General features: G+C 45.8%; 23 protein-coding genes. 11 read left to right on the top strand and 12 right to left on the bottom strand.

Going from position 1 to position 23,422, the window contains the following annotated elements:
• Window positions 1–149: 149 nt before the first annotated feature.
• Together MGMO_RS17670 and MGMO_RS17665 are read right to left on the bottom strand one after the other, a co-directional pair.
• The gene (locus MGMO_RS17670) at window positions 150–1,751 is read right to left on the bottom strand and encodes a peroxidase family protein (RefSeq protein ID WP_023496451.1); all 1,602 of its coding nucleotides are present in this window, start codon (window positions 1,749–1,751) and stop codon (window positions 150–152) included.
• Window positions 1,752–2,286: 535 nt separating this feature from the next.
• Window positions 2,287–3,135, bottom strand: a complete 849-nt coding sequence (locus tag MGMO_RS17665) for an aldo/keto reductase family protein (RefSeq protein ID WP_023496450.1) — start codon at window positions 3,133–3,135, stop codon at window positions 2,287–2,289.
• Between the two features lie 299 nt (window positions 3,136–3,434).
• On the opposite strand from MGMO_RS17665, the gene MGMO_RS17660 reads away from it, so the two are divergent.
• The 11 genes from MGMO_RS17660 (at window position 3,435) to MGMO_RS20155 (ending at window position 15,817) form a co-directional block, all read left to right on the top strand.
• Window positions 3,435–4,148 (top strand): type IV pilus assembly protein FimV, encoded by a 714-nt coding sequence (locus MGMO_RS17660; protein ID WP_023496449.1) that lies wholly within the window; start codon window positions 3,435–3,437, stop codon window positions 4,146–4,148.
• Window positions 4,149–4,160: 12 nt separating this feature from the next.
• Entirely contained in the window at window positions 4,161–4,349 is a 189-nt protein-coding gene (locus MGMO_RS17655) for a hypothetical protein (RefSeq protein WP_023496448.1), read from the top strand.
• A 135-nt stretch (window positions 4,350–4,484) separates the two neighbouring features.
• Window positions 4,485–5,132, top strand: a complete 648-nt coding sequence (locus MGMO_RS17650; RefSeq protein WP_023496447.1) for a hypothetical protein — start codon at window positions 4,485–4,487, stop codon at window positions 5,130–5,132.
• Between the two features lie 36 nt (window positions 5,133–5,168).
• A complete protein-coding gene (locus MGMO_RS17645) occupies window positions 5,169–5,534 on the top strand; it encodes a roadblock/LC7 domain-containing protein (protein ID WP_023496446.1) in 366 nt (121 codons plus the stop codon).
• Window positions 5,535–6,026: 492 nt separating this feature from the next.
• A complete protein-coding gene (locus MGMO_RS17640; protein ID WP_023496445.1) occupies window positions 6,027–7,082 on the top strand; it encodes a response regulator in 1,056 nt (351 codons plus the stop codon).
• A gap of 61 nt (window positions 7,083–7,143) precedes the next feature.
• Window positions 7,144–7,506, top strand: coding sequence for a response regulator (locus MGMO_RS17635; RefSeq protein WP_023496444.1), 363 nt, complete (start codon window positions 7,144–7,146; stop codon window positions 7,504–7,506).
• Between the two features lie 146 nt (window positions 7,507–7,652).
• Window positions 7,653–8,192 (top strand): chemotaxis protein CheW, encoded by a 540-nt coding sequence (locus MGMO_RS17630; protein ID WP_023496443.1) that lies wholly within the window; start codon window positions 7,653–7,655, stop codon window positions 8,190–8,192.
• Window positions 8,189–11,824: a hybrid sensor histidine kinase/response regulator gene (locus MGMO_RS17625; RefSeq protein ID WP_023496442.1), complete on the top strand. Its 3,636-nt coding sequence runs from the start codon at window positions 8,189–8,191 to the stop codon at window positions 11,822–11,824. Before MGMO_RS17630 ends, MGMO_RS17625 begins: the two co-directional genes overlap by 4 nt.
• A 213-nt stretch (window positions 11,825–12,037) precedes the next feature.
• On the top strand, window positions 12,038–14,491 hold the full coding sequence (locus MGMO_RS17620; protein ID WP_023496441.1) for a methyl-accepting chemotaxis protein: 2,454 nt from the start codon (window positions 12,038–12,040) through the stop codon (window positions 14,489–14,491).
• A gap of 416 nt (window positions 14,492–14,907) precedes the next feature.
• Complete coding sequence (locus MGMO_RS17615; protein WP_023496440.1) at window positions 14,908–15,345, top strand: hypothetical protein; 438 nt, start codon at window positions 14,908–14,910, stop codon at window positions 15,343–15,345.
• Between the two features lie 322 nt (window positions 15,346–15,667).
• On the top strand, window positions 15,668–15,817 hold the full coding sequence (locus MGMO_RS20155) for a hypothetical protein (protein WP_023496439.1): 150 nt from the start codon (window positions 15,668–15,670) through the stop codon (window positions 15,815–15,817).
• A 1-nt stretch (window position 15,818) separates the two neighbouring features.
• On the opposite strand, the gene MGMO_RS17610 is transcribed toward MGMO_RS20155, so the two are convergent.
• From MGMO_RS17610 to MGMO_RS17565, 10 genes are all read right to left on the bottom strand, one after another.
• On the bottom strand, window positions 15,819–16,658 hold the full coding sequence (locus MGMO_RS17610; RefSeq protein WP_023496438.1) for a F0F1 ATP synthase subunit gamma: 840 nt from the start codon (window positions 16,656–16,658) through the stop codon (window positions 15,819–15,821).
• On the bottom strand, window positions 16,655–18,142 hold the full coding sequence (locus MGMO_RS17605) for a F0F1 ATP synthase subunit alpha (RefSeq protein ID WP_036308716.1): 1,488 nt from the start codon (window positions 18,140–18,142) through the stop codon (window positions 16,655–16,657). Before MGMO_RS17605 ends, MGMO_RS17610 begins: the two co-directional genes overlap by 4 nt.
• Window positions 18,129–18,878, bottom strand: a complete 750-nt coding sequence (locus MGMO_RS17600; RefSeq protein ID WP_023496436.1) for a F0F1 ATP synthase subunit delta — start codon at window positions 18,876–18,878, stop codon at window positions 18,129–18,131. Before MGMO_RS17600 ends, MGMO_RS17605 begins: the two co-directional genes overlap by 14 nt.
• Window positions 18,879–18,893: 15 nt before the next feature.
• Complete coding sequence (locus MGMO_RS17595; protein WP_023496435.1) at window positions 18,894–19,160, bottom strand: ATP synthase subunit c family protein; 267 nt, start codon at window positions 19,158–19,160, stop codon at window positions 18,894–18,896.
• Between the two features lie 2 nt (window positions 19,161–19,162).
• The gene (locus tag MGMO_RS17590) at window positions 19,163–19,828 is read right to left on the bottom strand and encodes a F0F1 ATP synthase subunit A (RefSeq protein ID WP_023496434.1); all 666 of its coding nucleotides are present in this window, start codon (window positions 19,826–19,828) and stop codon (window positions 19,163–19,165) included.
• An 11-nt stretch (window positions 19,829–19,839) separates the two neighbouring features.
• On the bottom strand, window positions 19,840–20,109 hold the full coding sequence (locus MGMO_RS17585; protein WP_023496433.1) for an AtpZ/AtpI family protein: 270 nt from the start codon (window positions 20,107–20,109) through the stop codon (window positions 19,840–19,842).
• Window positions 20,106–20,516: a F0F1 ATP synthase subunit epsilon gene (locus tag MGMO_RS17580; RefSeq protein ID WP_023496432.1), complete on the bottom strand. Its 411-nt coding sequence runs from the start codon at window positions 20,514–20,516 to the stop codon at window positions 20,106–20,108. The genes MGMO_RS17585 and MGMO_RS17580 overlap by 4 nt, the downstream gene beginning before the upstream one ends.
• A gap of 2 nt (window positions 20,517–20,518) precedes the next feature.
• Window positions 20,519–21,907: a F0F1 ATP synthase subunit beta gene (gene atpD, locus MGMO_RS17575; RefSeq protein ID WP_023496431.1), complete on the bottom strand. Its 1,389-nt coding sequence runs from the start codon at window positions 21,905–21,907 to the stop codon at window positions 20,519–20,521.
• 315 nt (window positions 21,908–22,222) lie between these two features.
• Window positions 22,223–22,726 (bottom strand): HugZ family pyridoxamine 5'-phosphate oxidase, encoded by a 504-nt coding sequence (locus MGMO_RS17570; RefSeq protein WP_023496429.1) that lies wholly within the window; start codon window positions 22,724–22,726, stop codon window positions 22,223–22,225.
• 78 nt (window positions 22,727–22,804) lie between these two features.
• On the bottom strand, window positions 22,805–23,422 hold a 618-nt coding region (locus MGMO_RS17565; RefSeq protein ID WP_036308713.1), incomplete at its 5' end, for a sterol desaturase family protein.

Below are 23,422 nucleotides of genomic sequence, written 5' to 3'. Positions count from 1 at the left end.
AAATTCGTTTCTGAATTCAAGCTATCAAATATAGGATATAACCCATACTTCCTTTTCTTGGTTTGAATGAGCGTGATATTTTTTATGACACTAGGCAATATTAGGGTCTGCGACTTTAAGCAAACTCCTGAAGACCGTGTTTTCGCCCCTTAATATCGGAGTCCAGTGTCTTGGGGCCGCATTGACATAAGATTCGGCATCCGAGTCCAATAAGCCATAGAACACTTCGGCCACGATACGTCCGCCAACCCCGCGTAACTGTGTGGTCGTCCCTTGTCGTCATTCAACAAAAAGGTTTCCTCAAAGCTGTCCAGTTGGTCACGCTTTGCGATCTCATCGACTAGCGGCGCCTGGGCTTCGGCCAGTACATAGAACCAAAGCGGGGTGTCATCAAGGATTGCATTAGGAATCAGGACGTATTTAAAAAATGTTTTGCCTTTCTTGTCGAATGCTTCACGGGTGACCAGGTGCTTTTTTTGGATGGGCGTAAAGTATAATCCGTTACTTTTAAGCAATGAGGCAAACACTTGGCCGCTTTGGATTTTATAAGCATTCCCACGCAACAGGTTTAGCAAGGCTAAAGAAGGGCGGGGCGGTTGCCCTACCGTATCGGGTAGCGGGCCGGTCTGGTCAATTGCTTGCTGTGTCGTGTCTTCACCAGCGACTTCTTTTCTGGGTAAGACGGCTAACGGATCGACCAAGGTGGTGTCAATTTTGTAAGCAAATTGCAGGCGTTCCGCTCCGTTTCTGGCACTGCCAGCCGCTTTTGAACGGTCTTCCTGCGGAAGCACGCCAGGCAAAGATTCCGGAAAAAACCGTCCCCAGCTATCGATGACCTGATTATTGGTTACCGGATCAAAATCCAAAAGGCTATCCGCTCCGGCGGTATGGATATTTTTGTCACTGGCAGGAAAAATCTCAAACCTGTTTTTTAGCCCCGAGTTCAAACGGCAACCCGTCCTGACCATCGAATGGCCAAAACGATAGGCAGCCGCCACAAATTCCCGTGGCAAGCTGCTGCGCTTATCTTCAGGGTAAAGCAGGTAATTACCTTGGCGTGCTCCTGGATCGTCACCCCTAAGGTCATCAAGCACTTCAGGAGCAATGATCCGTGGCAAGAAATCGTCAACGATTATTTTCTGGTACGCCCAGCGCACTTCATTGCGCGCCGACTCAAACAAATTGTGTGGGCTGTTCCAATCCCTAGGATCTTGCCGATTGAGTTCGTCTACCACTGCGTTGTGGTATTTCACGAAGGCCAGTTGGATTTGGCCGACGATGGAATTTTCATCATTGCGCTTGTCGCCGATAATCGCCCGTTCCAGTGGGTTGCGCAGCAAGTCTTGCTCTGCAGGGTCGTGTGCTTTTGGTAATTTGGGGCCTTTTTTATAGAGCAGTTTATCACCGTCATACAGATAGGGTTGTCCGGCCGGCCCATCCCCATACAAGCAGTCGAGATCGAAGCGGGGTGTCCTAAGGTTTGTTGGTGAAGCCGTGGCGTTAGGAACCAGGGAAGAAGTGCTGTCGAAGGTCAGGTTATGGTCGATGAACTGTCCAAGGTACGTGTAACCCGCCGACACCAGCAGGTTTTCTTCGGGGTCAGGCCCGTCTTTGACGGTATCGACTTCGCCTTTCATCTGTCCGGCAAGCTCGGCAAGGGCTTGCGGGTTGTAACCGATTTTGCGTAAAGGCAACAGCGAATTAAAATTTTGCTCGCGTCGACCGACATTACCGTGACTTAGTTCGCTCATTGGGATCTCCTGATATTTAATGTGTGATAAACACACAAATGTTATAGGTACAGTGCGTAATCCGTGCGAAAGAATCCTTCCCTGATTTTGTTTGTATTCCTTCCCAGGGATAACCGAAATTTTTAGATTTACTTTCAGGTGCTTGAGCGACGGAATCCGAAGCTGGAATCTTTAAGGCGCTTTCATATTAATGGGTTAGGATTCCGTTGTATGTAAATTTCTTTACCTCAGATGTGGGAAATATTCAACATTCGACCGGCTTACGTTCCTCTGTCGCTATCGGTTATTGTGCATATATTCGGATGTCGATGCCAAAATGCCTAGGCGAACCTGCCTGCCATACACGACAACGCCCCGACAATAGCCTGAACCGATCTTCATGGATCATCAATTAATCGTTCAAACTAAAGGCGATATTGATAAAAGTGCAATCATAATATCCAATATTTCTTAAACGTCATAGGGAGCAGCAGGCACTAGTTCGAGAGATTCATAGTGGCATTATTCGGCATTGGCTAGATTATTTAGCCCTTACTCAGAGCAAGGCCTCTATTGATGCACATTCTTCCGGTTTCAGTTCAAAATCGAATATCGCTAAGTCTTCCTGCATGTGCCTAATCGATGTCGTACCTGTTAACGGGATAACACTCATTTGGGTCAAGTACCGGAAAAACACCTGTGCCGCAGTACGCTTATATTGTGTTGCCAAGTTTTTTACAGTGTAATCCGCCAAGATGCGGGGATTGGCGGTCAGTGTCCAAAAACTTTGATAAATGATTCCGTTATCTCGGCAAAAATCCCGGATAGTGCGGTCATAGCCGGTATCTGAATAAAAGCGATTTTGGATGACTGCCGGTTTGATTTCAGCATAATGATATAAATCTTTTAATGTGTTCAAGCCGTAGCAATTGCTGATGCCCAACTGTTTAACGCCACCGCTTTTGACGAGTTTTTCCATCGCCTGCCAAACTTCAAAAGTTTGCTGCTGGTTTGCCAATGGCGAATGCAGCACGAGACAATCGAGGTAAGTTGTCTGCAAATTAGCGAGTGAAACCTGGAACGATTGGGCGACTTGTTCACTTAAGCCAGATTTCGGGTCGTAAGGGATACGATTGGGATCTTGCCCGTTCAAGGAAGTAAATTTGCTTTGCAAGTAAAGCCCTGGTCGGTCAATTAAACCACGGCTTACACAAGCGGCTATACCTTCCCCAACCCCCGCTTCATGGTAATGTTTGGGTTGGCAAGCCGTGTCAATCCCTCGAAATCCCAAACGAATCGCTTGTTCTACTAGGGCCGTTGTAAGCTCTTTTTTCCAGGCCGTGCCGTAAAGTAATTTCGGTACCCTAATGCCCTGTGTGGTTGTAATGAAATCATCGGGTTCCATTCATTGGCCCTTAATTGTTGAACTTTAGAAATGGGTATTGTTACCTAGTTATTTGAGCAGACTTGTTTTTATGCGAATGATAATCTATTGTTAACGAACGTCAGATTCTTTTAAATTGCTTTTTAGTAACTAACTATCTGATTGCTTTAACCTAACAATCATAAGGCCATGCATGCATAACCATTTTTTAGTATCCTTAAAGGACTATCTTACAATTGATGTAGCCCAAAATCTACGCCTGTTAATCTTTAAGTGAACTATGCTTACAAGAAAAATATATTTAGGGGTTGCCCATCATAATGCATAAACTTTTGATTCAATCTGATCGCCCACAAGAAAATAATGCATCCCGTGCATTGGATTTTTTCCTGGACAAAGATGCCGCCGGGTTTTATGAATGGCATGATTGGTCACCTGAAAAAGGCTTAGAGAGATTGGTTTTCAGGCTTTCCAAGAACCCAAAATATTTACAAGGCCATTTAGAGCGGATTTATTTTTGTTTCCAAAAACAATTGGACGCACCGCTTTATGGCGCCCTTGTCGATCTGTTGATTGTGTTGAACAAAAGCGGTGACGCGCTTAGTCGGCGGATGATTGTCGGTTGCAGGTCGAGGCTAACTGATACCCAGTTCCAGGCATTGGAAAATTACCTCGAAAGCAAGCATTCTAGCGGTACTCCACTGCCATTCAACCGTTATTCCGTTTTTGCCGATGGAATGTTATCGACAAATGCTTTAATGCATGTCACAGGTAATGGCAATGACAAGAAGTATGATCCCTTGACTGTAGCGAGAGATTATATTGAAGTCAGCCAGCTTGATGAAGCAGCTCAAGTTTTGGAGCAAGCCATCTTGGAGCAACCAGAATGGGCGGAATTACACACCGAATTGCTGTCGCTTTATCGTTCAACGGGTGATGGGCCCAAGTTTTCCCGGATGTATGCGGAGTTATTGGGCAAGCAAATAATCTTGCCCCCTGGCTGGGAACAGTTAAAAGCTTTTTTAGTGGATTGAGCATGGACTAATGTGGATAAAAGTATCAAACGCGTGATGCGCTTGGGCGAAAATAGCTTACGTGGTTATTTTGGCAAAATTGAAGGCATCGATGTCAATGCCCCTAAACAATTTGCGAATGAACATTGCGGCTTAGTTTTGCGGTTGGATAATACGTGGGCTGATCCGTTCAAGGATAAGTGGCTTTGGGGAATCATTTAAGAATTTTGTTGCAGAAACACAAACTGCAAACGTAAAGCTGCCGATTTTTACGGTTGACGTGAGTGTTAAGGACGATTTATCAACTTTAGTGTAATCATTGCTATACTCACTTGAACCAGGATTGGCGGAATAATAATGAGCGACAAATATATTTTATCAGAAGGTTTATTTTTGTACCCTACACCGGCGGGTGCTTATTATGCCGTTTGCTCAAACGACATGGATAAACCCAGGCAATTTCTAAGGCGAATCCTTCAGCAACAATCTACCGTTCGCTTGAATATCGATAGTTTACATGAGCTTACAGGGATTGACGACCCGCAAAAATGTTATGAGCTATTGCACCGCTGCCAAAAATTGAATTGGGTGCAAGGGTTGGATACGGAGCGAAAATATCCCTCTGATCTTTTGGAAAATATATTGCCGGGGTTGCTTTGCAGCATGTCTGAAAGCAATAAGGTGTTGTTGGCCGACATGCAAGGTTTTTATCTTGCTAGCCATGGGTTTCCTCACGAGGTTGCAGAAGAATTGGCGGCGTTAAGTGCGGATCTTGCAACGATTCACGAGCGTCGGTCTGGATTGTTAATGAACAATTTGGGTATCGCCAGTAATGCCTGGGGTATAATCGATGTGTTCGGAAACGCCCAGATTGGTTTTTGGCCTTTTTTTATCGGCCAGTATCGCTTTATTATTATTATTTCAGGCGTTCCGCATTTTAACCAACCGGAATTCGTTGATTTGATTTGGGCTTTATCGAAGCGTTATGCTGATGAAGGCATATAAATGTTATTTTATTTCGTATCTTAATGGAGAAAAATTATGCGGGCAGACTTGCTTAGTTCTGTATTGACAGATCTGAATGGAACATCGGCGGACATTGAAGCTTCAGGCATCATCTCGACAGATGGCTTGATGATCGCTTCCGTATTGCCGATTGGTATGGATGAGGATCGGGTGGGTGCAATGAGTGCAGCCATGCTTTCCCTAGGTGACAGGACTGCCCAAGAGTTGGCAAGAGGGGCTTTGGAGCAGGTGCTAATTAAAGGCGCTAAAGGTTATGTCTTGATGACTTATGCCGGTACAGAAGCCGTATTGACAGTATTGGCCAAGCCTAACGCGAAGTTAGGGCTCATTTTCTTGGATGTCAAACGGGCAGCGGAAAGTGTCGCAGGTTTATTGGAATAAAGTCTATCGTTATAAATTACATAGTGTTTAGTGTTCACGATCTGAGCCGGTTGAAAAAGGACTGACAATATCCCCTAGGCGCTTTTTGTATATAGCTTACCAAGCCGCGCGGATATTTATATAAATACCAACCAATGTGGTTCTAGTTTTGTTTCAAAACCTTCGGCTCTAGTGTATTAAATCGGGTTCAGTTAGCCTTTAACTTGCTTAAAGGCATAATTTGAGTTTTGGTTTTTTCAAAAATACTGCTCATCCCCGCCCATTTTTTCTGTTTTCGTGACGCACTTCGCTATATTGATTTATATAAGAAAGTACAATATTTGACATTCAAAGGTTATCAACTATTCTTTGAGTTTTAAGTTGAAAAACATTGGTTTTAGATGTTTTTTTAATGTGTTTCGAGTGAAGTATCTGTATGTGCAATTAAGTTTCTTTTTTAATGTTTTTTATTTCTGCGCTAACCATTAACTTATTGAATTGGTATCCGAGAGCATGGAACAAAATAGCCTACTAGCAGCAAGTACAGACGAGCATGAACTGCCGCCATTGTCGGTAGCCATTCTGGGTTTTGAAGCGATAGATGAACAAAGTTTCAGGCGATTTTTCCAGGTATTGCGGCCTTATCATCGCAAATATCTCGCCGCAACCGGGGTAGACGATGGGGTTGGCACCGAGATTCTCATGGTGAACTACGATAATCCTGCCGCGCTAGCAGAACGGGATGCGATAGTAAGTAAATTTCCCCATATACAAGTGGTTGCAGTAAGCCGGGGGCCATTGGATGAGCAGCCAGTCCACCATATACGCGGAATGCTATTTGCTGCCAGGGTTTTAAATGTCCTCGATAAAGTTACCGTAGAACCGCCACCAAAAACGGTTGCAGCAAAACCGCAAGAGGTGATTGTGGATACCCCGCAGTTGGTTGCCGGAAAACTTGCCCCAACGGCACAAGATAAAGAGCCGCCTACACCGCCCATTCAGATTGCGGTCGCTACTGAAACGACAGCGCAGATGATAACGCCAGTTGCTGTACCAACACCTGTTGCAGAAAAGCCTGTGATAGAAGCCCAGGTTGCCACTGTGGAAGTGGACAAGCCATCGTCAACATTCGATTTGGCCCTAACACAATCTACTCCCGTAATAACCCATACGGATGGCTATCGTGCTTTAGTTGTAGATGACAGTCCCGCGATCCAAAAATCTTTACAGATTAACCTTGCTACCCTATCGCAAATTAGCATGATTCATTTTGCCGATACCGGTGAAAGTGCGTTAGAAAAAGCCGAAGTCATGCAATATGACCTTATTTTTCTGGATGTTATGATGCCAGGGATAGACGGTTACGAAACCTGTACTCGGTTGCGAAAAAAACCTGAATACAAAAAAACGCCTATCATCATGGTGTCGGGGAAAACGTCGCCCTTGGACGAAGTCAAAGGAGTCATGGCTGGTTGCACGACATACCTGACCAAGCCGGTGCAGCAAGAGGCGTTCCAAAAACTAAGTATTCGGGTGCTGTCTTGGTTGGAGAAGCAAAAGAAAATATGATCGTAATATACTGATTATAAATGGATGTTTAACAATTATTTTTCATAAACCGAGGTATTATATGGCAATTCAAAAAATCCTAATCTGTGACGATTCTCCTACCGACCTAGCAAATCTCAAAAATGCATTGGATGGTACCGATTGCATTTTAGTCACTGCGGTCAACGGTGAGGAAGTCGTCCAAAAAGCTAAATCGGAGAAACCGGACGTTATTTTCTTGGACATTGTCATGCCCGGAATGGATGGTTATGCGGCCTGCCGCGCCTTACGTGACGACCCAGAAACCAAGAGCATTCCTGTTATCTTTGTCAGCAGTAAGCACCAAAAAGCCGACCGCGTTTGGGCACAAATGCAAGGCGCGAAAGATTTGATTGCAAAACCTTTTGAAGCCAAAGAGATCACCGACAAATTAAGTGCGCTTTAATTGCGTGCTGTCGTGTTTTGGCATGTTACTGGCACGGATAACGCAGTTACTTAAAAACGAATTTAATTCTGATTTAATCAATGACTTTAACTGACATTCGATAAAAATCAGCCCGTTATGTTTCACAATCATGTCGAGAAAGAACTATGCGAGAGGACAAGCTTATAGCGGATAATTCCTTAAATGCTGTTATTTTTCCGTCAACAGCTATCGGTTCGGCAAATCCGGAAGTTAAAGTTGAGCCAGTTTTTGGCATCCGTGTTGGAAGTGTGGGCTTGCTGGTATCTGCTGACAGGTTCTGTGAAGTGTTGGACAAGATGCAAGTCAATCCTATCCCTAATCTTCATCCGTGGATAAGTGGGTTGCTTAATTTACGCGGAAACTTGGTGCCGATTTATGATTTGAAATTGGTTCTGAGGGAAACGGGTGAAAATAATAAACGTTTTTTGTTTGCTATTGATAAAGGCGAAAAGGCGATAGCCCTCTGGATAGACAACTACCCAGAGATCAAAGACAAGCTAGTCATGAAGCCTATCCGGCAACTGCCTAAATTGCCGGATATATTTCAACGATTTGTTATTGGCGGCTATGAACACTCAGGCCAAGTGTGGCTGGATGTCAAGTTTGAGGACTTGTTCAAGACATTGGGTCGTCATCAATATACGAGTGAGGGAATGGCAATATGAAAAAACCTGACCTTAATGAATTGGGCAATCTTGCCGCTTACTTTGAGCGGCTTGCTGACCAGGCGGCGCAGAGGGGGTGTTATGGCTTGCAGGATGCAAATTTGGTACTGGCAGAAGCGGTACGTGTACTACAGTCAGACAATCCTGCCAGCAACAATTTGTTTCCCTTGGTTGGTGAATGGTTCGATTTGGTTGAAAAATTCACGCAGGCACCCAAACAAACAGCTAGTGAAATGACGACTTATCTTCGTCGCCCCGAATTGAATATTCCGATGGAGGACGAAGAATTCGCCATGCTTGGGGAGCAGCTTTTAAACGATGCAAACGCAGCGGCCCTAAGCCCTAATGAAGCTTCGGATATTACCGTGGCAAGAACTACGCCAAGCATAGCTGAACAGCACATAACGGACGAACAAGTCGCTTATATAGAACAACTGGCCAATCAAGCCGCTGCGGAAGGGTTGTATGGGCTGCAAGATGTCAACCTGCTGTTGGCAGAAACCTTACGGGAACTTAGTGGCGACGCTATCGTCGATTCAGGCTTAATTTCAGCACTTTCAGGCTGGCATGATTTGTTGGTTGATTACCGCAAAGAACCCAGGGTCAAGGCGGAAGCCCTTATCAATTTTCTTCGTCATCCAGGGCTGAAAATACCCATGGGTGATGATGAATTTGCCATGCTGCAAGAACAGTTGACAACGGAAGCCGAGGCAAATGTAACCGCGCAAGAACAAGTTGTCGATATCCAGGCCGTCGAATCAATTCCCGAAGGAGACCCATCTAGCGATAAGAATTCTCTTTCAGGAGTGTCCCGTATTGCCCAAGAACTGGTCGATTTGTTGTTGATGCAAATCGGGCAAATCCGCGATTACCTACAAAGCATTACGATTGGCAACAACGAATCGCTGTTAGATAGTTTACAAGAAGTCGGCGATGATTTGGAACGTTTTTCCAATATGGCAAAGACTGCTGGCTTTGGGGGGCTGTCACAAGTCGCCACCCATGTAACCGGCAATGTACAATCTTTCCAAGCTTCCATTGAGGGTTTTACCACTGAGCGTCTCGACCTTTTGTTGGACTGGACAGGACAAGTTCAAGAATACTTGCCTTCATTCAATGACAGTGACGCAGGTCAATTGATCCTCGTGGGCTTAACGGACGAACAATGGCCAATGCCCTTACCTTTCGAGGAAATGGTAGCCATCCTACAACAGATACGCGCAGAAAGCTCAGTCGTTGGGGAAGATCCAGTGCTGACCCGCATGGAAAAAGCGACCGACGAAGACATTTCACTCGTCTTGCCTGGCGACGTAAATCAGGAGCTTCTTGAGATCTTGTTGCAGGAACTTCCGATACAGACGCAACAATTTTCAGAAGCAGTACAACGCCTGCATGCAGGCGGCAGCGAGCAGGACGTGCAACTCGCCCAACGGGTAGCGCATACGCTCAAAGGATCGGCAAACACAGTGGGCATTAAGGGCATAGCCGTATTGACCCACCAGCTGGAAGATATCCTGTTGGCATGCGCCAATGAGCAAAAGTTGCCAAACCGCGCTTTGGCAAATTCGCTGATTAATGCCGCTGACTGTTTGGAAAGTATGAGTGAATCACTTTTAGGTGTCAGCCCACCGCCTAGTGATGCAAAAGTGATCTTACAGGAAATACTCGATTGGGCGAACCTGATCGATAAGGTGGGCTTGCCTGAAAGGGACGATGAAACAACCTCGCCAGTAGCACAAGAAAGGGGCGTGACCGAAAGCGAAGAAACTGATTCCCCATCCCAACTGCAAGCTACCATGATTCGGGTCACTAGTGAGCAAATTGAGGAATTATTCAGGTTTTCGGGCGAAAGTATTATCCTCAACAGTCAAGCAAGTGACAGCATGCGGCGGATGAAAAAACAAATGCATGCCATGAAAGTGCAATTTTCGCTGTTGCAGGAACTAGGCGCCGAACTGGAACAGTTAATTGACCTTAAGGACTTGACGGGCCGATCTTTCGGAGTGGTTGATACCAATTTCGACGTATTGGAAATGGACCAATATAACGAACTCCATACAGCCAGTCGCCGGATGGCTGAAGCTGCGATTGACGCCAGGGAATTAAGCCTGGACGTGACAAAAGAGCTAGACCGAGTCAGTGAAATTTTAGAAAGCCAGCAGCGCATGGTCGTTGACACCCAGGAAGTTGTCATGCAGACGCGTCTGGTGGCGATTTCCACGATTGCCCCAAGATTACAAAGAAGCATCAGGCAAACCTGCCGGATGACCGGAAAGCAAAGTGAGTTAACTGTAAAAGGCGACACTATCATGATTGATGGCGATGTCCTAAACGCCTTGGTTGACCCTATGATGCATATATTACGCAACGCTGTTGATCACGGGATTGAAAGCCCGGACGAACGCCGAGCGCATGGAAAACCTCCGGTTGGTCAGATAGCTTTCGAATTTGACAGGGAAGGCAACAATATTTTGGTACGCTGCCGCGACGATGGGAAGGGCTTGGATTATGAGGCTATTCGCGCAGCCGCCGAATCACGCGGATTATTGCAATCCGGGCAAGATGTTACCGATGAAGAATTAAAGTCTTTAATCATGCGCCCCAATTTCTCCTCTCGGACCGTATCCACCCAAACATCCGGGCGAGGTGTAGGAATGGATGTAGTGCGTGCACAAATTCTCAATATGGGCGGCACACTGAACTTACATTCCGTGCAGGGACAGGGAATGACCATTGAACTTAGGGTGCCATTACCTCTGAGCATGACCTACGCGCTATTGACATATGTAGGCCACTACAGGGTAGCCGTCGCCAATAAAGGCATCAATCAGATCGTCTATTCCAAGGAGGGAGAAGTTATTCTTGAAGGCAATAAGGAAACATTGCTATTGGAGGGTGTCATTTACCCAGTCGCAAGATTGATCGATTTGTTACATATTGCCGATCATCGCAAGATTCCTCGCCCTTATGACGCTATCTTGCTGGTGCAAAATGAAAACCAAACAACAGCCGTGCTATTAGATGCCATTTTCGACAGTTTAGAAGTGGTAATCAAGGGACTGGGCCGCTATCTCGGAAAAGTTCCGGGATACATCGGCGCAACCATCTTAGGCGACGGTACCGTAACACCTGTCGTGGACATCCCTGAGTTACTCCGAGCGCCCGTCCGTGTGCTCACTGGGGATTATGTAGCCCCCGTGGAAATGGCCGATCCCACACTCAATCTACCAACCGTCCTGGTGGTGGATGATTCACTCAGCCAGCGGCGTGCTTTGGAACAATTGTTGGCCGATGCTGGCTATCGGGTAAGAAGCGCCCGTGATGGCATAGAAGCAACAGATATACTCGCGCATTTCAAGCCGGATGTTGTTTTAACGGACCTCGAAATGCCGCGCATGAACGGCATAGAATTGACGGCACATATCCGTAGCCATGCGAACACAAGTTCATTGCCGGTTATTATGGTTACGTCACGGACCACGCAGAAGCACAAAAAAATGGCGGAAGACGCAGGGGTTAATGCCTACATTACGAAGCCTGTGCGAGAAGAAGACCTGTTAACGGAAATGGAAAATTTGATGGCTCAGCAAACAGGAAACGTGCAAGCACAGAATATTGCTCAGCTTTCGTGAAACTGGTCACAATAACAAATTCCATCCCCTGCTATTATTTGGCAGGTTAGATTTGCAAGGTTTGCTGAATGACATTAAGTCATAATTATCAATTCTTTCTGGAATAGCTGGGGTATGTCTAATGAAGTAATTTTTTAACAAATCAAACTAACTCATTAGATGAAATTATTTTTTTAAGCGTTAAAACAATCTTACATCAAGGAACAACACGTCATGAATGAAGAATATGTTTTAGAAGAGATCAACACGATAGGCTGGACTCCGGAAGAGATTAGTCGGGCATACGAACGTATAAAGGAATTTGCACGTCAAAATATCAGCATTGAAGATGACAAGGCATCAGAGGACCTAACGGAAGCCAAACAGTCCGATTATCTCAGACAGGAAGCCCCTATAGACGACAATGATGATAGCGATCGCCACTATTACGAACCAGTGTCCAAGGCTATCGAAAAGGATGAAGAACTCGAAGAGGGAGACTATTTCAGCCGCTTGTTGTTGTCCCAGAAGTTCCTTATCTTGGGTTTCCTCGCTTTTATCATGGTTGCGATCCCACTCGGTTTTTATATTGCTGGCGTGCAAAAAAACATCAATATCACGAAAACTGAAATAAAGGGTATATCACCGGTTCTAGACCTAGTAAAACTTGTGCAATTGACGCAGCAACATCGTGTCTTAGCGGAGCAAACCTTGGCTGGCGAGTCGGCCAGCTCGACTGCGCGGGTCACAAAAGAAAAAGAAATCGCGGAAGCGATTGCGTCCATGGATCCGCTGATCAATATCCAGCTAGGCAATCCCTCCATTAACAAAGATTGGGGCAATGCCAAGATCCATTGGCAGACATTGCTGGATCAGGTGAAAAACGAAAAAATCACTGCAACCGAAGCCATTGCCGCCCATACCAACCTGTTAAACGATTACTTTGCATTAACCGATAGAATAGCCGATTTTACAGGTTTGCCGCTGGATCCAGATGCGGATTCTTATTACATGATGCGGTCAGGTATCTATGCATTGCCTGAACTCATAGAGGCGCTAGATAGGACGAACGATATCGGAACCGAAGTGTTAGCTCACAAAAAAGCCGACTCAACTCAACGGGCGGTAATCACATCATTCTTATCCCTCGCAAAAGCCAGGCAGAAAGAAGGTTTTGGTCAGTTGCAAAAGTCCTTGGACATGAATTCGACCATGAAGGATGAGTTGCAGTCGTTAGCGACCAAAAACTGGCTGCGATTGGATAAAATGATTAAGTTAACGGAAAATGAAATCCTGAGCAAAGAGGTGTTCGACTACGATGCCGATACGTATAACGACGATCTAAAGTCTACCATCGTAGGGCTTTACTTGTTGGATACCTCGACAGTAGAGCAATTGGGAAGGGTGTTGGAAACCAGAAAGATCCGCTTGTTAAAGGACTTGTTGATCGTGGCGGGAGGAATTTTGGCGTTGGCGATTATATCGTTAATTATTTCTTATTTCGTCACGCGAAGTGTTACCGTACCTGTTGAACATTTGGTTAGCGTTATGCAACAACTGGCGCGCGGTGATACGACAGTGCGTTCCAATATCCAAAGTCGTGACGAGATTGGGCTATTGGCGCGCCAGTTCGACTCCATGGTGGATCAGCGCGAAGCGGCTAGTGCCACGATACAGAAAGAAAACGAAACACTGAATAACTCTATCATTAACTTGCTGCATGCGGTGGCCGCTTTGGCACAAAGAGACTTGACGGTTAAAGCGCCAGTGGCGGAAGACATCACAGGCCCTGTGGGTGACGCTTTGAACTATCTTTCCGATGAGACTGCCAAGGTATTGAACCAGGTGGTTAAGATTGCCGGTCAAGTATCCAAGGTATCCCAACAAATCAAAGCACAGTCCGACATCGTCATTGGCATTGCTGGTGAAGAAAATCGTGTCGTGGAACAATCATCTATCGAACTCAATGCCGCTTCGGAAGTGATGTTGGACATTGCAAAATTGGCTATTTCTTGTAACGAAGCCGCATCAAGAGCAATTCAAAACACAGATAAAGCTGAGGTGACCGTATTAAGCACGGTACAAGGCATCACCTCGATCCGCGACACTATCCGCGAAACGGAAAAACGGATTAAACGCTTGGGTGAACGGTCACAAGAAATTGGTTCTGTCGTGACCATCATTAATGGAATCGCTGAACGTACCCATATTCTTGCCTTGAACGCCTCTATGCACGCCGCTTCCGCCGGTGAAGCCGGTAAGGGTTTTGCGGTCGTTGCTAACGAAGTACAAAAACTCGCAGAAAACGCCCGTGAGGCAACCATGCAGATTTCCAATTTGGTTAACAACATCCAGGTAGAAACTGCAGATACGGTAACCACGATGAACGAGGCTATCAGCCAAGTTGTGGAAGGGACAACCCTGGCACAACAAGCGGGCAACGAAATGCGCGAAACTCGGGATACCACTGCGGAATTGGTGCAATTAGTCCAAAGAATTGCCGATAACTCCAAAGCACAGGCCGAAACCACCCAGAAGTTACGGAACCGGGCGGAACAAATTCTAAAAGCCACAGAACAAACTTTCCAGCAGTTGCAAGAACAGGGTCAGCAAACCGAACGATTGGTGGGCTTCTCCGGTAGCTTAGTGGAGTCTGTGGGTGTGTTCAAGTTGCCAGCAGTAGCCTGATGAACCAAATATTCCATTTTCCTTTGGGGAGGAGTCAGCAAACGTGTTGCGTTAATTGCAAGCTAAGTGTTAGTCAAAATATGCTGTTTATCGGCATGACTTTGTAGCTGAATTATTTTCTAATGCTTTGCCAGAGGTTGTATCGCTTCACCGTGGGGAAGACGTTAGAGGATAAGCGATTGGGGACTTTACCGACCTATGCTAATCTCGGTTTGGGTTATTTATGACTTTATAGGTAACCCATTCCAACATAGAGCTTTACCATTGGTAATGTCTATTATTAATATATAAACTATCGATTATACATATAGTAATTTTTTCTCTAAAGTATTCCACAAGCCGTATAAATCTTAAGGATTATTAAACTTAGGATGACCCGGCGAGTCTAATTTGATGACACACTTTGGAGAATAATTATGAAAACATATTCTAAAAAATTAATTGTAATGTCAGCATTAGTGGCTGGCTTTATGAACATGGGTAACGTCCAAGCCGCTGACACAGAGGAGGGGGGGGCGTTATATTATGACAATCGCGGTTATATTCAAGCGATCTTTAATGCACCTAATCCAGTTGGCGACACGAAAGCCATTTTTGCGAAAATTGTCTACGTAGACAACGCTAAAGGCCCTGCAATCTATAGCTACCCTAGCTCAATCGCATTTCAGGAAACCGATTTTAATGTTGAGTATGTCGATACGGCCTACGGCCCTGCGATATACAGTTATCCCAGCAATAATCCGGTGAAACATCGTTTGGAGTTGAATGCTGAAACACAAAATCCCGAGAACAAGCTCGTCGTGCCTGTAGCTTTAACGGATGGTAATATTTCTAACGCAACAGTTAATCCTTAATGCCCTAAAAATTAACAGATTCAAAGAGAACGTATTACCACGATGATCAAAACAGGGCGGGCTTAAAATCCCCGCCCATTTTTCTGCTAGGACAGATACTGCAATAAGTATCTGAATAGTTACAAAAAACTCAATTTTCAGGCCAAAAAACCTGATAATCCTTCCGAGACTTTTGCAAAACGGCCCAATTTTATGACCGATCTGTAAATAACCGAATTAACGGCCTCCCCAAAATAGGGGTTTTGTTATAAATTTTGCTAAAAAGATCTCAAAACACGGGGTATCTCCGGGTTTTTTTCAGGTCATTAGGAATGTGCTAAGCATGGGACTTGGCCAAGCCCTGGTAATACAAGATTTTTCCGTCAAACCAGTGCTGTTGGCTGCCAAAAGTAAGCTCCACCACAAAGCGTACTTTGCTGATGGCCTCGATGTCGATAAAGTTGACCTCGTTACTGGCAATAATGGTAAGTAGTCTAAGGGCTTTCAGAATTTAACAGGATGACTTCTATTTCTTCAGTGATTTCTTCTTGTCGATAGATTTGTAATTTTCTATGAAGGTTAACGGTTTCATCATCCAGATGCATCACGGCACCTTCCAAATGTTGCAAGCGATTGTGATTCTCGGCCATTAAAGAAATATAAAAAATTTCATGGAGTACCGCAAACAAGTAATGGCTTATCAGGTCAGTATAAAATTCCGCAACATCAAGATTGAGTATCGGCTGATAAGCGAATCGTACCGCTTTGGGTTGTTGTGAAAAAGGGGGAAATATTTGCCGTTGGGTAATAAGCCCGGTTGCATAATCATGGTAAATAATGGTCAATCGAATTGCGAGTTGGCTTAAGGTAAGGGATTTGCCTGTTTCCTCGCTTGTGTTAAGCACATCGATCAGTTGATTAATAACGGATGGGACTTCTTCTGCAATATTGGCACCGGCTATTTCCGCAATAACGTGCAATGGATGATCAGATAGCTTATTTGCAAGCCGAGAACCAATAGCTATCACACCAATATAATTGTTGGCATCGAGGGATTCGACAAGGCTTTTATTAAAATCGCCGCAAAAACCGCGTTCGGTTCCAGTTAAGACAGCAATATGCTTGTCATGACCTTCTTCAATAGCCAGTTCGGGATTAAAACTTAAAAAATCGATCGCTGCATTTTCTATGTTACTTACTGCTTTCCCTTGCATAGCCTGAAAACGGGAAAGCTTATGAATTTCCATAAATGCCAAGTTCTTCATCGCATTTAATATGGTCCTTATTTCCTCCAGCTGCGTGATATGAAGACGTAGCTCATGACTTTGGCTCATGACGGCAGCGACTTATCAAGCGATAGCCAGTCGGTTACAGCGTGCATCCATTGCGCCGGACTGCTGCCCAATGACAAGGTTGTGGTGTCAACTTCATGTTCTAATTTTGCCAGGCACTGGGACAATTCATTGAATTCCAGGGTATTGAGAATACCTCCATTAAATGCGGTCAGCCAAGCCAATTGAAATAAACTGCTATACGGTTTAAGCCTATCCTGCTTCAGTATTTCGCGTAATAGCCGTCCGCGTTTGATCCGCGCTTCCATAGACGCTTCCAGTCGTTGCCCGAAACGGGTAAAGGCTTCCAGTTCCAAAAACTGAAGGTAATCGAGCTTCATTTGTCCGGCTTGATCCCGAATACTCGGATGTTGAGCCTTGCCGCCAATTCGCGACACCGATTTGGCGATGTCGATGGCAGGCCTGAAGCCAGCGTTAAACAAGCCTATATCCAGATAGATTTGACCGTCGGTGATCGAAATCAGATTGGTAGGGATATAAGCTGCGATTTCGCCCTGCTTGGTTTCAACGATGGGCAACGCAGTCATGCTGCCACCGCCGTTTTCTGCATTCAAGCTGGTTGAACGTTCCAATAACCGGGAATGTACAAAAAAAATATCGCCGGGAAAAGCTTCACGTCCGGGCGGGCGGCGTAATAATAACGACAGTTCCCGGTAGGTTCTGGCATGGGTGGAAAGGTCGTCGTAGACAATCAAGGTATCGCGCCCCTGAGCCATCCAGTATTCGGCCAATGCGCAACCGGCAAAGGGGGCAATGTATTGTAAGCCGGGCAATGCGCTGGCTTCGGCGACAACACATACGGTGTAGTCGAGCGCGCCATGCGATCTCAATGTTTCTATTGTGCTTACTACAGCCGACCGTTTTTGGCCGATCAGGACATAAATGCAAATCACATCCTTATCTTTTTGGTTGACGACGGTGTCGATGGCAATCGATGACCTGCCCAACCCTTCATCGCCCACTAGCAATTGCCGTTGGCCTTTACCAATCGGGATCAGGGTATCGATAATTTTAATACCGGTATACAAGGGCTTATTAACAAAATCCCTAGCTATGATGGGTGGTGAGTTCTGTTCCAGATTGCCTCTACCGAGAGAGGTCGGTGGAGCTTTTCCATCAAGTGGCATCCCCAGAGGATCGACTATCCGTCCTAAAAAATCGTCACCAACCGGAATGCTCAGGGGATGGCGGGCATGACGGACGAAAGTGCCAGCAGTGAGGTTTTCGGTTTCATACAATAAGATGGCGCCAATCCTGTCGCGGTTCAGGTCGAACACCATAGCGCGACTGCCATCGGCAAATATCAAAATATCTTCGATAGCCGCTGAGGGTAAGCCTTTAATCCAGGCGATGCCGTCGCCGACGGAAACGACCATTCCTTGCTCGGTAAATTGCAATACAGGCCGATAGCTGGATAGCCAATTCGCCTGCTTTTCTAAAGCGCCTTTAAAGCTATTCGGACTCATATGCGATTTCGGCAAAACCGGCCAGTTCCTGTCCCACGTTGGCATGCAAGACCCAAGCGCCAATATCGATACGGATGCCCGCTATCAGCGCAGAATCTTGTTGGTATTGAAAGCTCATGGGACGGGTAATTAATTGTCCCAGCTTTTGCTCCAATTGTTGCACCAAATCAGTTGTAAGCGGATAAGCACTGGTTACCTTAACGTTTAGCGATTTTTTTGTGTCCGTAGCCTGAAAGCTTATTTTAGCAGTCTCAGGCAAAGCGTTAAGTTCGTCGATTAGCATTGCAACTAACCGATTTTCCACTTCCGGCCCAGCCGTCTGCTGTAATAACAAGCCTGCAAAGCGGGCGCCGTTCTCTAATGCTTGTTTTTCAACTTGTTGTTGAAATTCTTCTTGCTGGCGGGTGAGTGTCACTTTGGCTTTTTGACGTTCCTGTTCAAGTTCGCTTCGGAGCTTTTCCAATTGCGTGCTTCTTTCTGCTTCAAATTGCTGGTGCAGTTCGGATTGAGCTGCCTTTTTCTCTTGTTCCCAAAGCTGTTGACGGTTTTCATAGAGTTTGCGTTGTTCTTCTGCTTCATCATGAAGTTTTTTAGCCTCTTCAAGCGATTGGTCGATATGTTGTTTGCGCTTGGCAATCGTCCCCAGAATCGGTTTATAGAAAAGCCGCTGCAAAATCCAGATCAGGACCAGGAAATTGATGATCTCTAAAATAAAAGTTGTGGTGTTAAATTCCATGCTGATTTATGTCGCTTATTTAACAATGTACTCAAGCAAGGGATTGCGAAATAACACAATCAAGATAATAACCAGGCTATAGATGGCCAAGGATTCGATCATTGCCAGACCGATAAACAAGGTGCGCATAATCGACCGTTCCGATTCGGGTTGCCGGGAGAGCGCCTCCAATGCACTACTGATGGCTTTGCCCATTGCCAATGCCGGCAACATGACGCCGATGGCAATCCCGAAAATGGCGGCGACGCTCGACCCTAAAACGATCATGGAAATATCGGACATAATTACTCCTGTGAATTGAGTTGCTGGGATTGTATCGCGCCTGCCAGATAGATTAGTGCAAGCATACCGAAAATATAAGCCTGTACCAGTGCCTCGATGATATGCAGCATCAGGATAGGGATGGGTGCAAGAAAGCCCGCCACCAGTAAAATCAACATAGCCGCCATTTCCAAGCTCATCATGTTCCCAAATAAACGGATTGCCAGCGCCAAGGTGCGGGTAAATTCGCTAATGATATGGAAAGGCAACAGTATTGGGCTAGGGGTCAGGTAATGGTGGAGATATTTTTTTAAGCCCTGGGTCTTGATGCCGAACCAGTGTACCGAAAAAAATACCAATACCGCCAGCGCCGAGGTGACAGACAGGTCGCGGGTTGGGGAATGTAATCCCGGTATCAAGCTAACCAGATTGGCGATGGTGAGAAATATCCATAAGGAAGCGATGAAAGGCATAATCTGTCGGCCATGTTCCGGCGCTACCGCCAGGATCGCTTCGTCGATAGCGGCGACGATGCTTTCGACAACGGTTTGGATTGCACCGGGAAATAACGTTAACCGTCGGGTCGAAAGCCAGGCAGTCAAGGTCAATACCAACATGATACCCCATGTGGTAATGACGGAGAGGCTAATAATTAAGGAACCCACCGCAAAAGAATAACCATTTTCCATCATCTTACCCGCTAATCTTTAATGAGAAAATACACATTTAAAATCCCGACGACCACGCCGGTGAGCAATAAGCTGAGCGTCCAGCGCATGGAATATCCTGCCATCATCCCATCCAGCCAACTCCCTAAATAAGCGCCCGCAATAACCGGCAGAACCATGACTAATCCCAACGTACCGATATAAATTGTTTGCGACAACAGGTTAGGGCGGTCGTGTTCGGCTTTTTTTATCCGAATGACCTGCTTTTCAATCTTGGTTTTCAAGGTATGCAGATCTTTCATCGCCACCCGCTCGGTTTACGTTGCAAGGACACCATACGTTTTAGCATGGCCTGTTCCATTCTGTGCAAGCTAAGACGGGTTGCCCGTAGGTTGTCTTCCTCGGTTATTAACTGCTGGGCCAATAAAGTGCTGATCCGGTCAAAGTCAGTGTCAATCAAAAAATGCCGGGTACTTACCGATAAGATATTATCCTTGAAATACAACACGCCGCCTGGCAGCGCCAGATATTGCCATTGTTCCGATTGTCGACGAAACCGAGCCAAACCAAATACTAACGTGGTCATAAATCGGGCATGATTGGCCTGAATGCCGAAACTCCCCGATGCATCCATGCCCACAAAAGCGCTTGCATCCTCAATGGTAAGCTCATCGGTAGCATCATATAAATTCATTACAAATGAATCCATGATCAATCCTGCATCGAACCGCGCATGTAGCATTGCCCTTCACTAAGGTTATCGTATTGCCCCGACAAAAATGCTTCGCAGTCCGTCAGGACTTTTTTAAGCGGAACGGACACGCCGGATTGTTTGCTGTGCTGGGCTAAAACCGAAAACGGCTGGGTCAGGTAGCGTTGCAGTTTTCGGGCGCGCATGACGATAAGCCGGTCGGCTTCGGACAACTCTTCTACGCCCAACATCGCAATAATATCTTCCAACTCGTCGTAGCGCGCCAGATGTTCACGCACCGCTTGGGCGACCGAATAATGCCGGTCGCCCAAAGTCTGCCTGTCCATGAGCTTGCTGCTGGAACGGAGCGGGTCGACTGCCGGATAGATGCCTTTACTGGCTTGGTCCCTGGAAAGGATAACCGTCGTATCCAGATGGCTGAGGATGGCGCTGACGGCTGGATCGGTCATGTCATCGGCGGGGACATACACGGCCTGGACGGAGGTAATAGCGCCTTCTCGCGTAGATAATATCCGGTCTTCCAATTCTGCGACTTCAGAAGTTAGTGTCGGCTGATAACCGACTGTTGCAGGCATTCGTCCTAGAAGACTGGATATTTCACTGCCTGCCTGGACAAAGCGGAAGACATTGTCCATGACAAATAGCACTTCCTTGTGCAAGGTATCCCTCAGGTATTCCGCATAAGTTAATGCCGACAAGCCGACGCGGAAACGTACTCCCGGCGACTCATCCATTTGTCCGAACACCATCAAGGTATCCGACATGACACCCGCTTGTTGCATTTCCCGCCATAATTCATGCGCTTCACGAATCCGTTCGCCAACGCCAGCAAAAACCGAAACGCCCTTATGGATAGCGGAAACCGAATGGATGAACTCCATAATCAAGACGGTTTTACCAACGCCTGCACCACCGAATAATCCGGTTTTCCCTCCCTTCACGAAGGGGCATAAGAGATCGATGACTTTAATGCCTGTCTCAAGAATACCGGTTATCCCGATTGCTTCGGATAGGGGCAAGGGTTTTGAGTGAATATTCCGGAATTCGTCGTGCGCTAAAGGTGCTTGCCCATCCAGCGGTTCACCGAATATATTCAATAAGCGGCCCAAGCATTCCTTGGACACGGGCACTTGTAACGGCGCGCCTGTATCATAAACTAAAAGGCCTCGACTTAATCCGGCAGTGCCATGCAAAGTTATCGCCCGGATATGGCGTTCATCAAGGTGCTGATGTACCTCAAATAGATAAGTGGTATGGTCAAAACGCGTATATAAGGCCTGTCGCAAGGGTGGAAGCTGGGTGCAATCGATAATCACCACAGGCCCGTGGGCTTCAATTATGGTTCCAATAGCTTGTTGATTATTATTTTGAGTTTGTAACTTATTCAATATATTGGAGATATTTAGTAGGAAAGTTGGTTTTTCAGGTATTTAAAGAAAGTAGCAACATTTTGAATTCTACGGGACATTATTCTTGCTTGGAAAACAAATAGCAATAATTCAACAAAATTCATAGGACAATGAAATTTCTTTAAATATCCTGACACATTGACCATTTTGGCCTTCTTGTGATGCTTAAAGTGAAATATACGGTAAATGATGCGTGCAGTTTAATTTCACTCCTGCAAGTGAAATTCGGTATTTACGCTAACATTGGAATACTAGCCGTTATGGTTTAATGGCTATAAAGAATTAATGATTGGGTTATCTATGACTTTTTCTCAACGGAGAAAGTGAGCCATCTTTGACGTTAATCGTAAAGGCTTGTCCGAACCCCGCGACATAGCGGCCGCTAATGGGGGCTAAAGCAAACAAGTGAAAATCGGACAATGAACGTAATACCCCGACAATTTCGCCAAACTGATTTTGCAAAGCCATCAACTGGGTAGAATAGCCGTCATCACTCCGGTCTATTTTTTTAACGGAACAGTCGAATATTGCCCGTTCACGGACAAATAGATTGTTCGATTCGGATTCCGGGCGAACAAACATCACCGAAGCCTGTGGATTACTCAATAAATTATCCGTATGCGCCGCAAGCTCACTGACGAATACATAGAAACAACCCGATTCATCCCGAACAAAGGGAGCGTAACTAAGGTCAGGAATACCGGTGACTGATGCCGTCGATAGCAATAATGTTTGCTGTGAGGCAAGCAATTCCTGTAAAGCCTTTTCCCTTTTTGTTATGTCAGCTGTATCGTTCATAGTCGCCTAGCCCAGTGTTTGAGCCTAGCATCTTAATTGAAATCATTAACTTTGAACAATACAGCCAACCATTTCTGACTATGAATACTTGTGGCGATGTTCATCGCGAATACCCAAACTGCAATACAGCCTATTCAGCCAATTTGCCGCATTACGTTGGACGGTAATGAACGGAGTCACCTGGGTTTTTCTGTTACCGTAAACACTATGAAGGATTTCTTGCTTGGCTTCCAACCAATCGTCCCATTCTTGTCCCGGTTTAAAGTTCCGTTTTTCGGCTTTGTAATAGGCCGCTTCGGCAATCATGAAATCCAAGTTGACAGGTAATGGGGCAGGAGGCAGCTTTTCGACAAAGCCAAACTTAACCAGATTGATAAAATCCAGTGGCGAATAACCGTTGATACCTATTGCAGCGGGTTCCCGTTCCAATAGCGTCCCGAACAACCGATCCCAAATCGACAGGATAGCGCCGTAGTTGCTGTCATGTTCCTTACGTTCGACCGAATGGTGTGTCCGGTGGAGCGATGGTGTCGTAAAGACATAGCCCAACCAACGCTCACCCTTGAATGAACTATTGGTATGGTGAAACATAACGAACAGCGTGGTAACGACTTCGTTTACCAAGACGATGAGTTCATCGATCCCCATAAGAATGATGACCGTCGCTTTCAGGATGTAGGTCATGAACAACTCTGT

Source organism: Methyloglobulus morosus KoM1 (genome assembly GCF_000496735.2).
In the GTDB taxonomy this organism is placed as follows: Bacteria; Pseudomonadota; Gammaproteobacteria; order Methylococcales; family Methylomonadaceae; genus Methyloglobulus; species Methyloglobulus morosus.
This window is presented reverse-complemented; position numbering and strand designations above follow the sequence as displayed.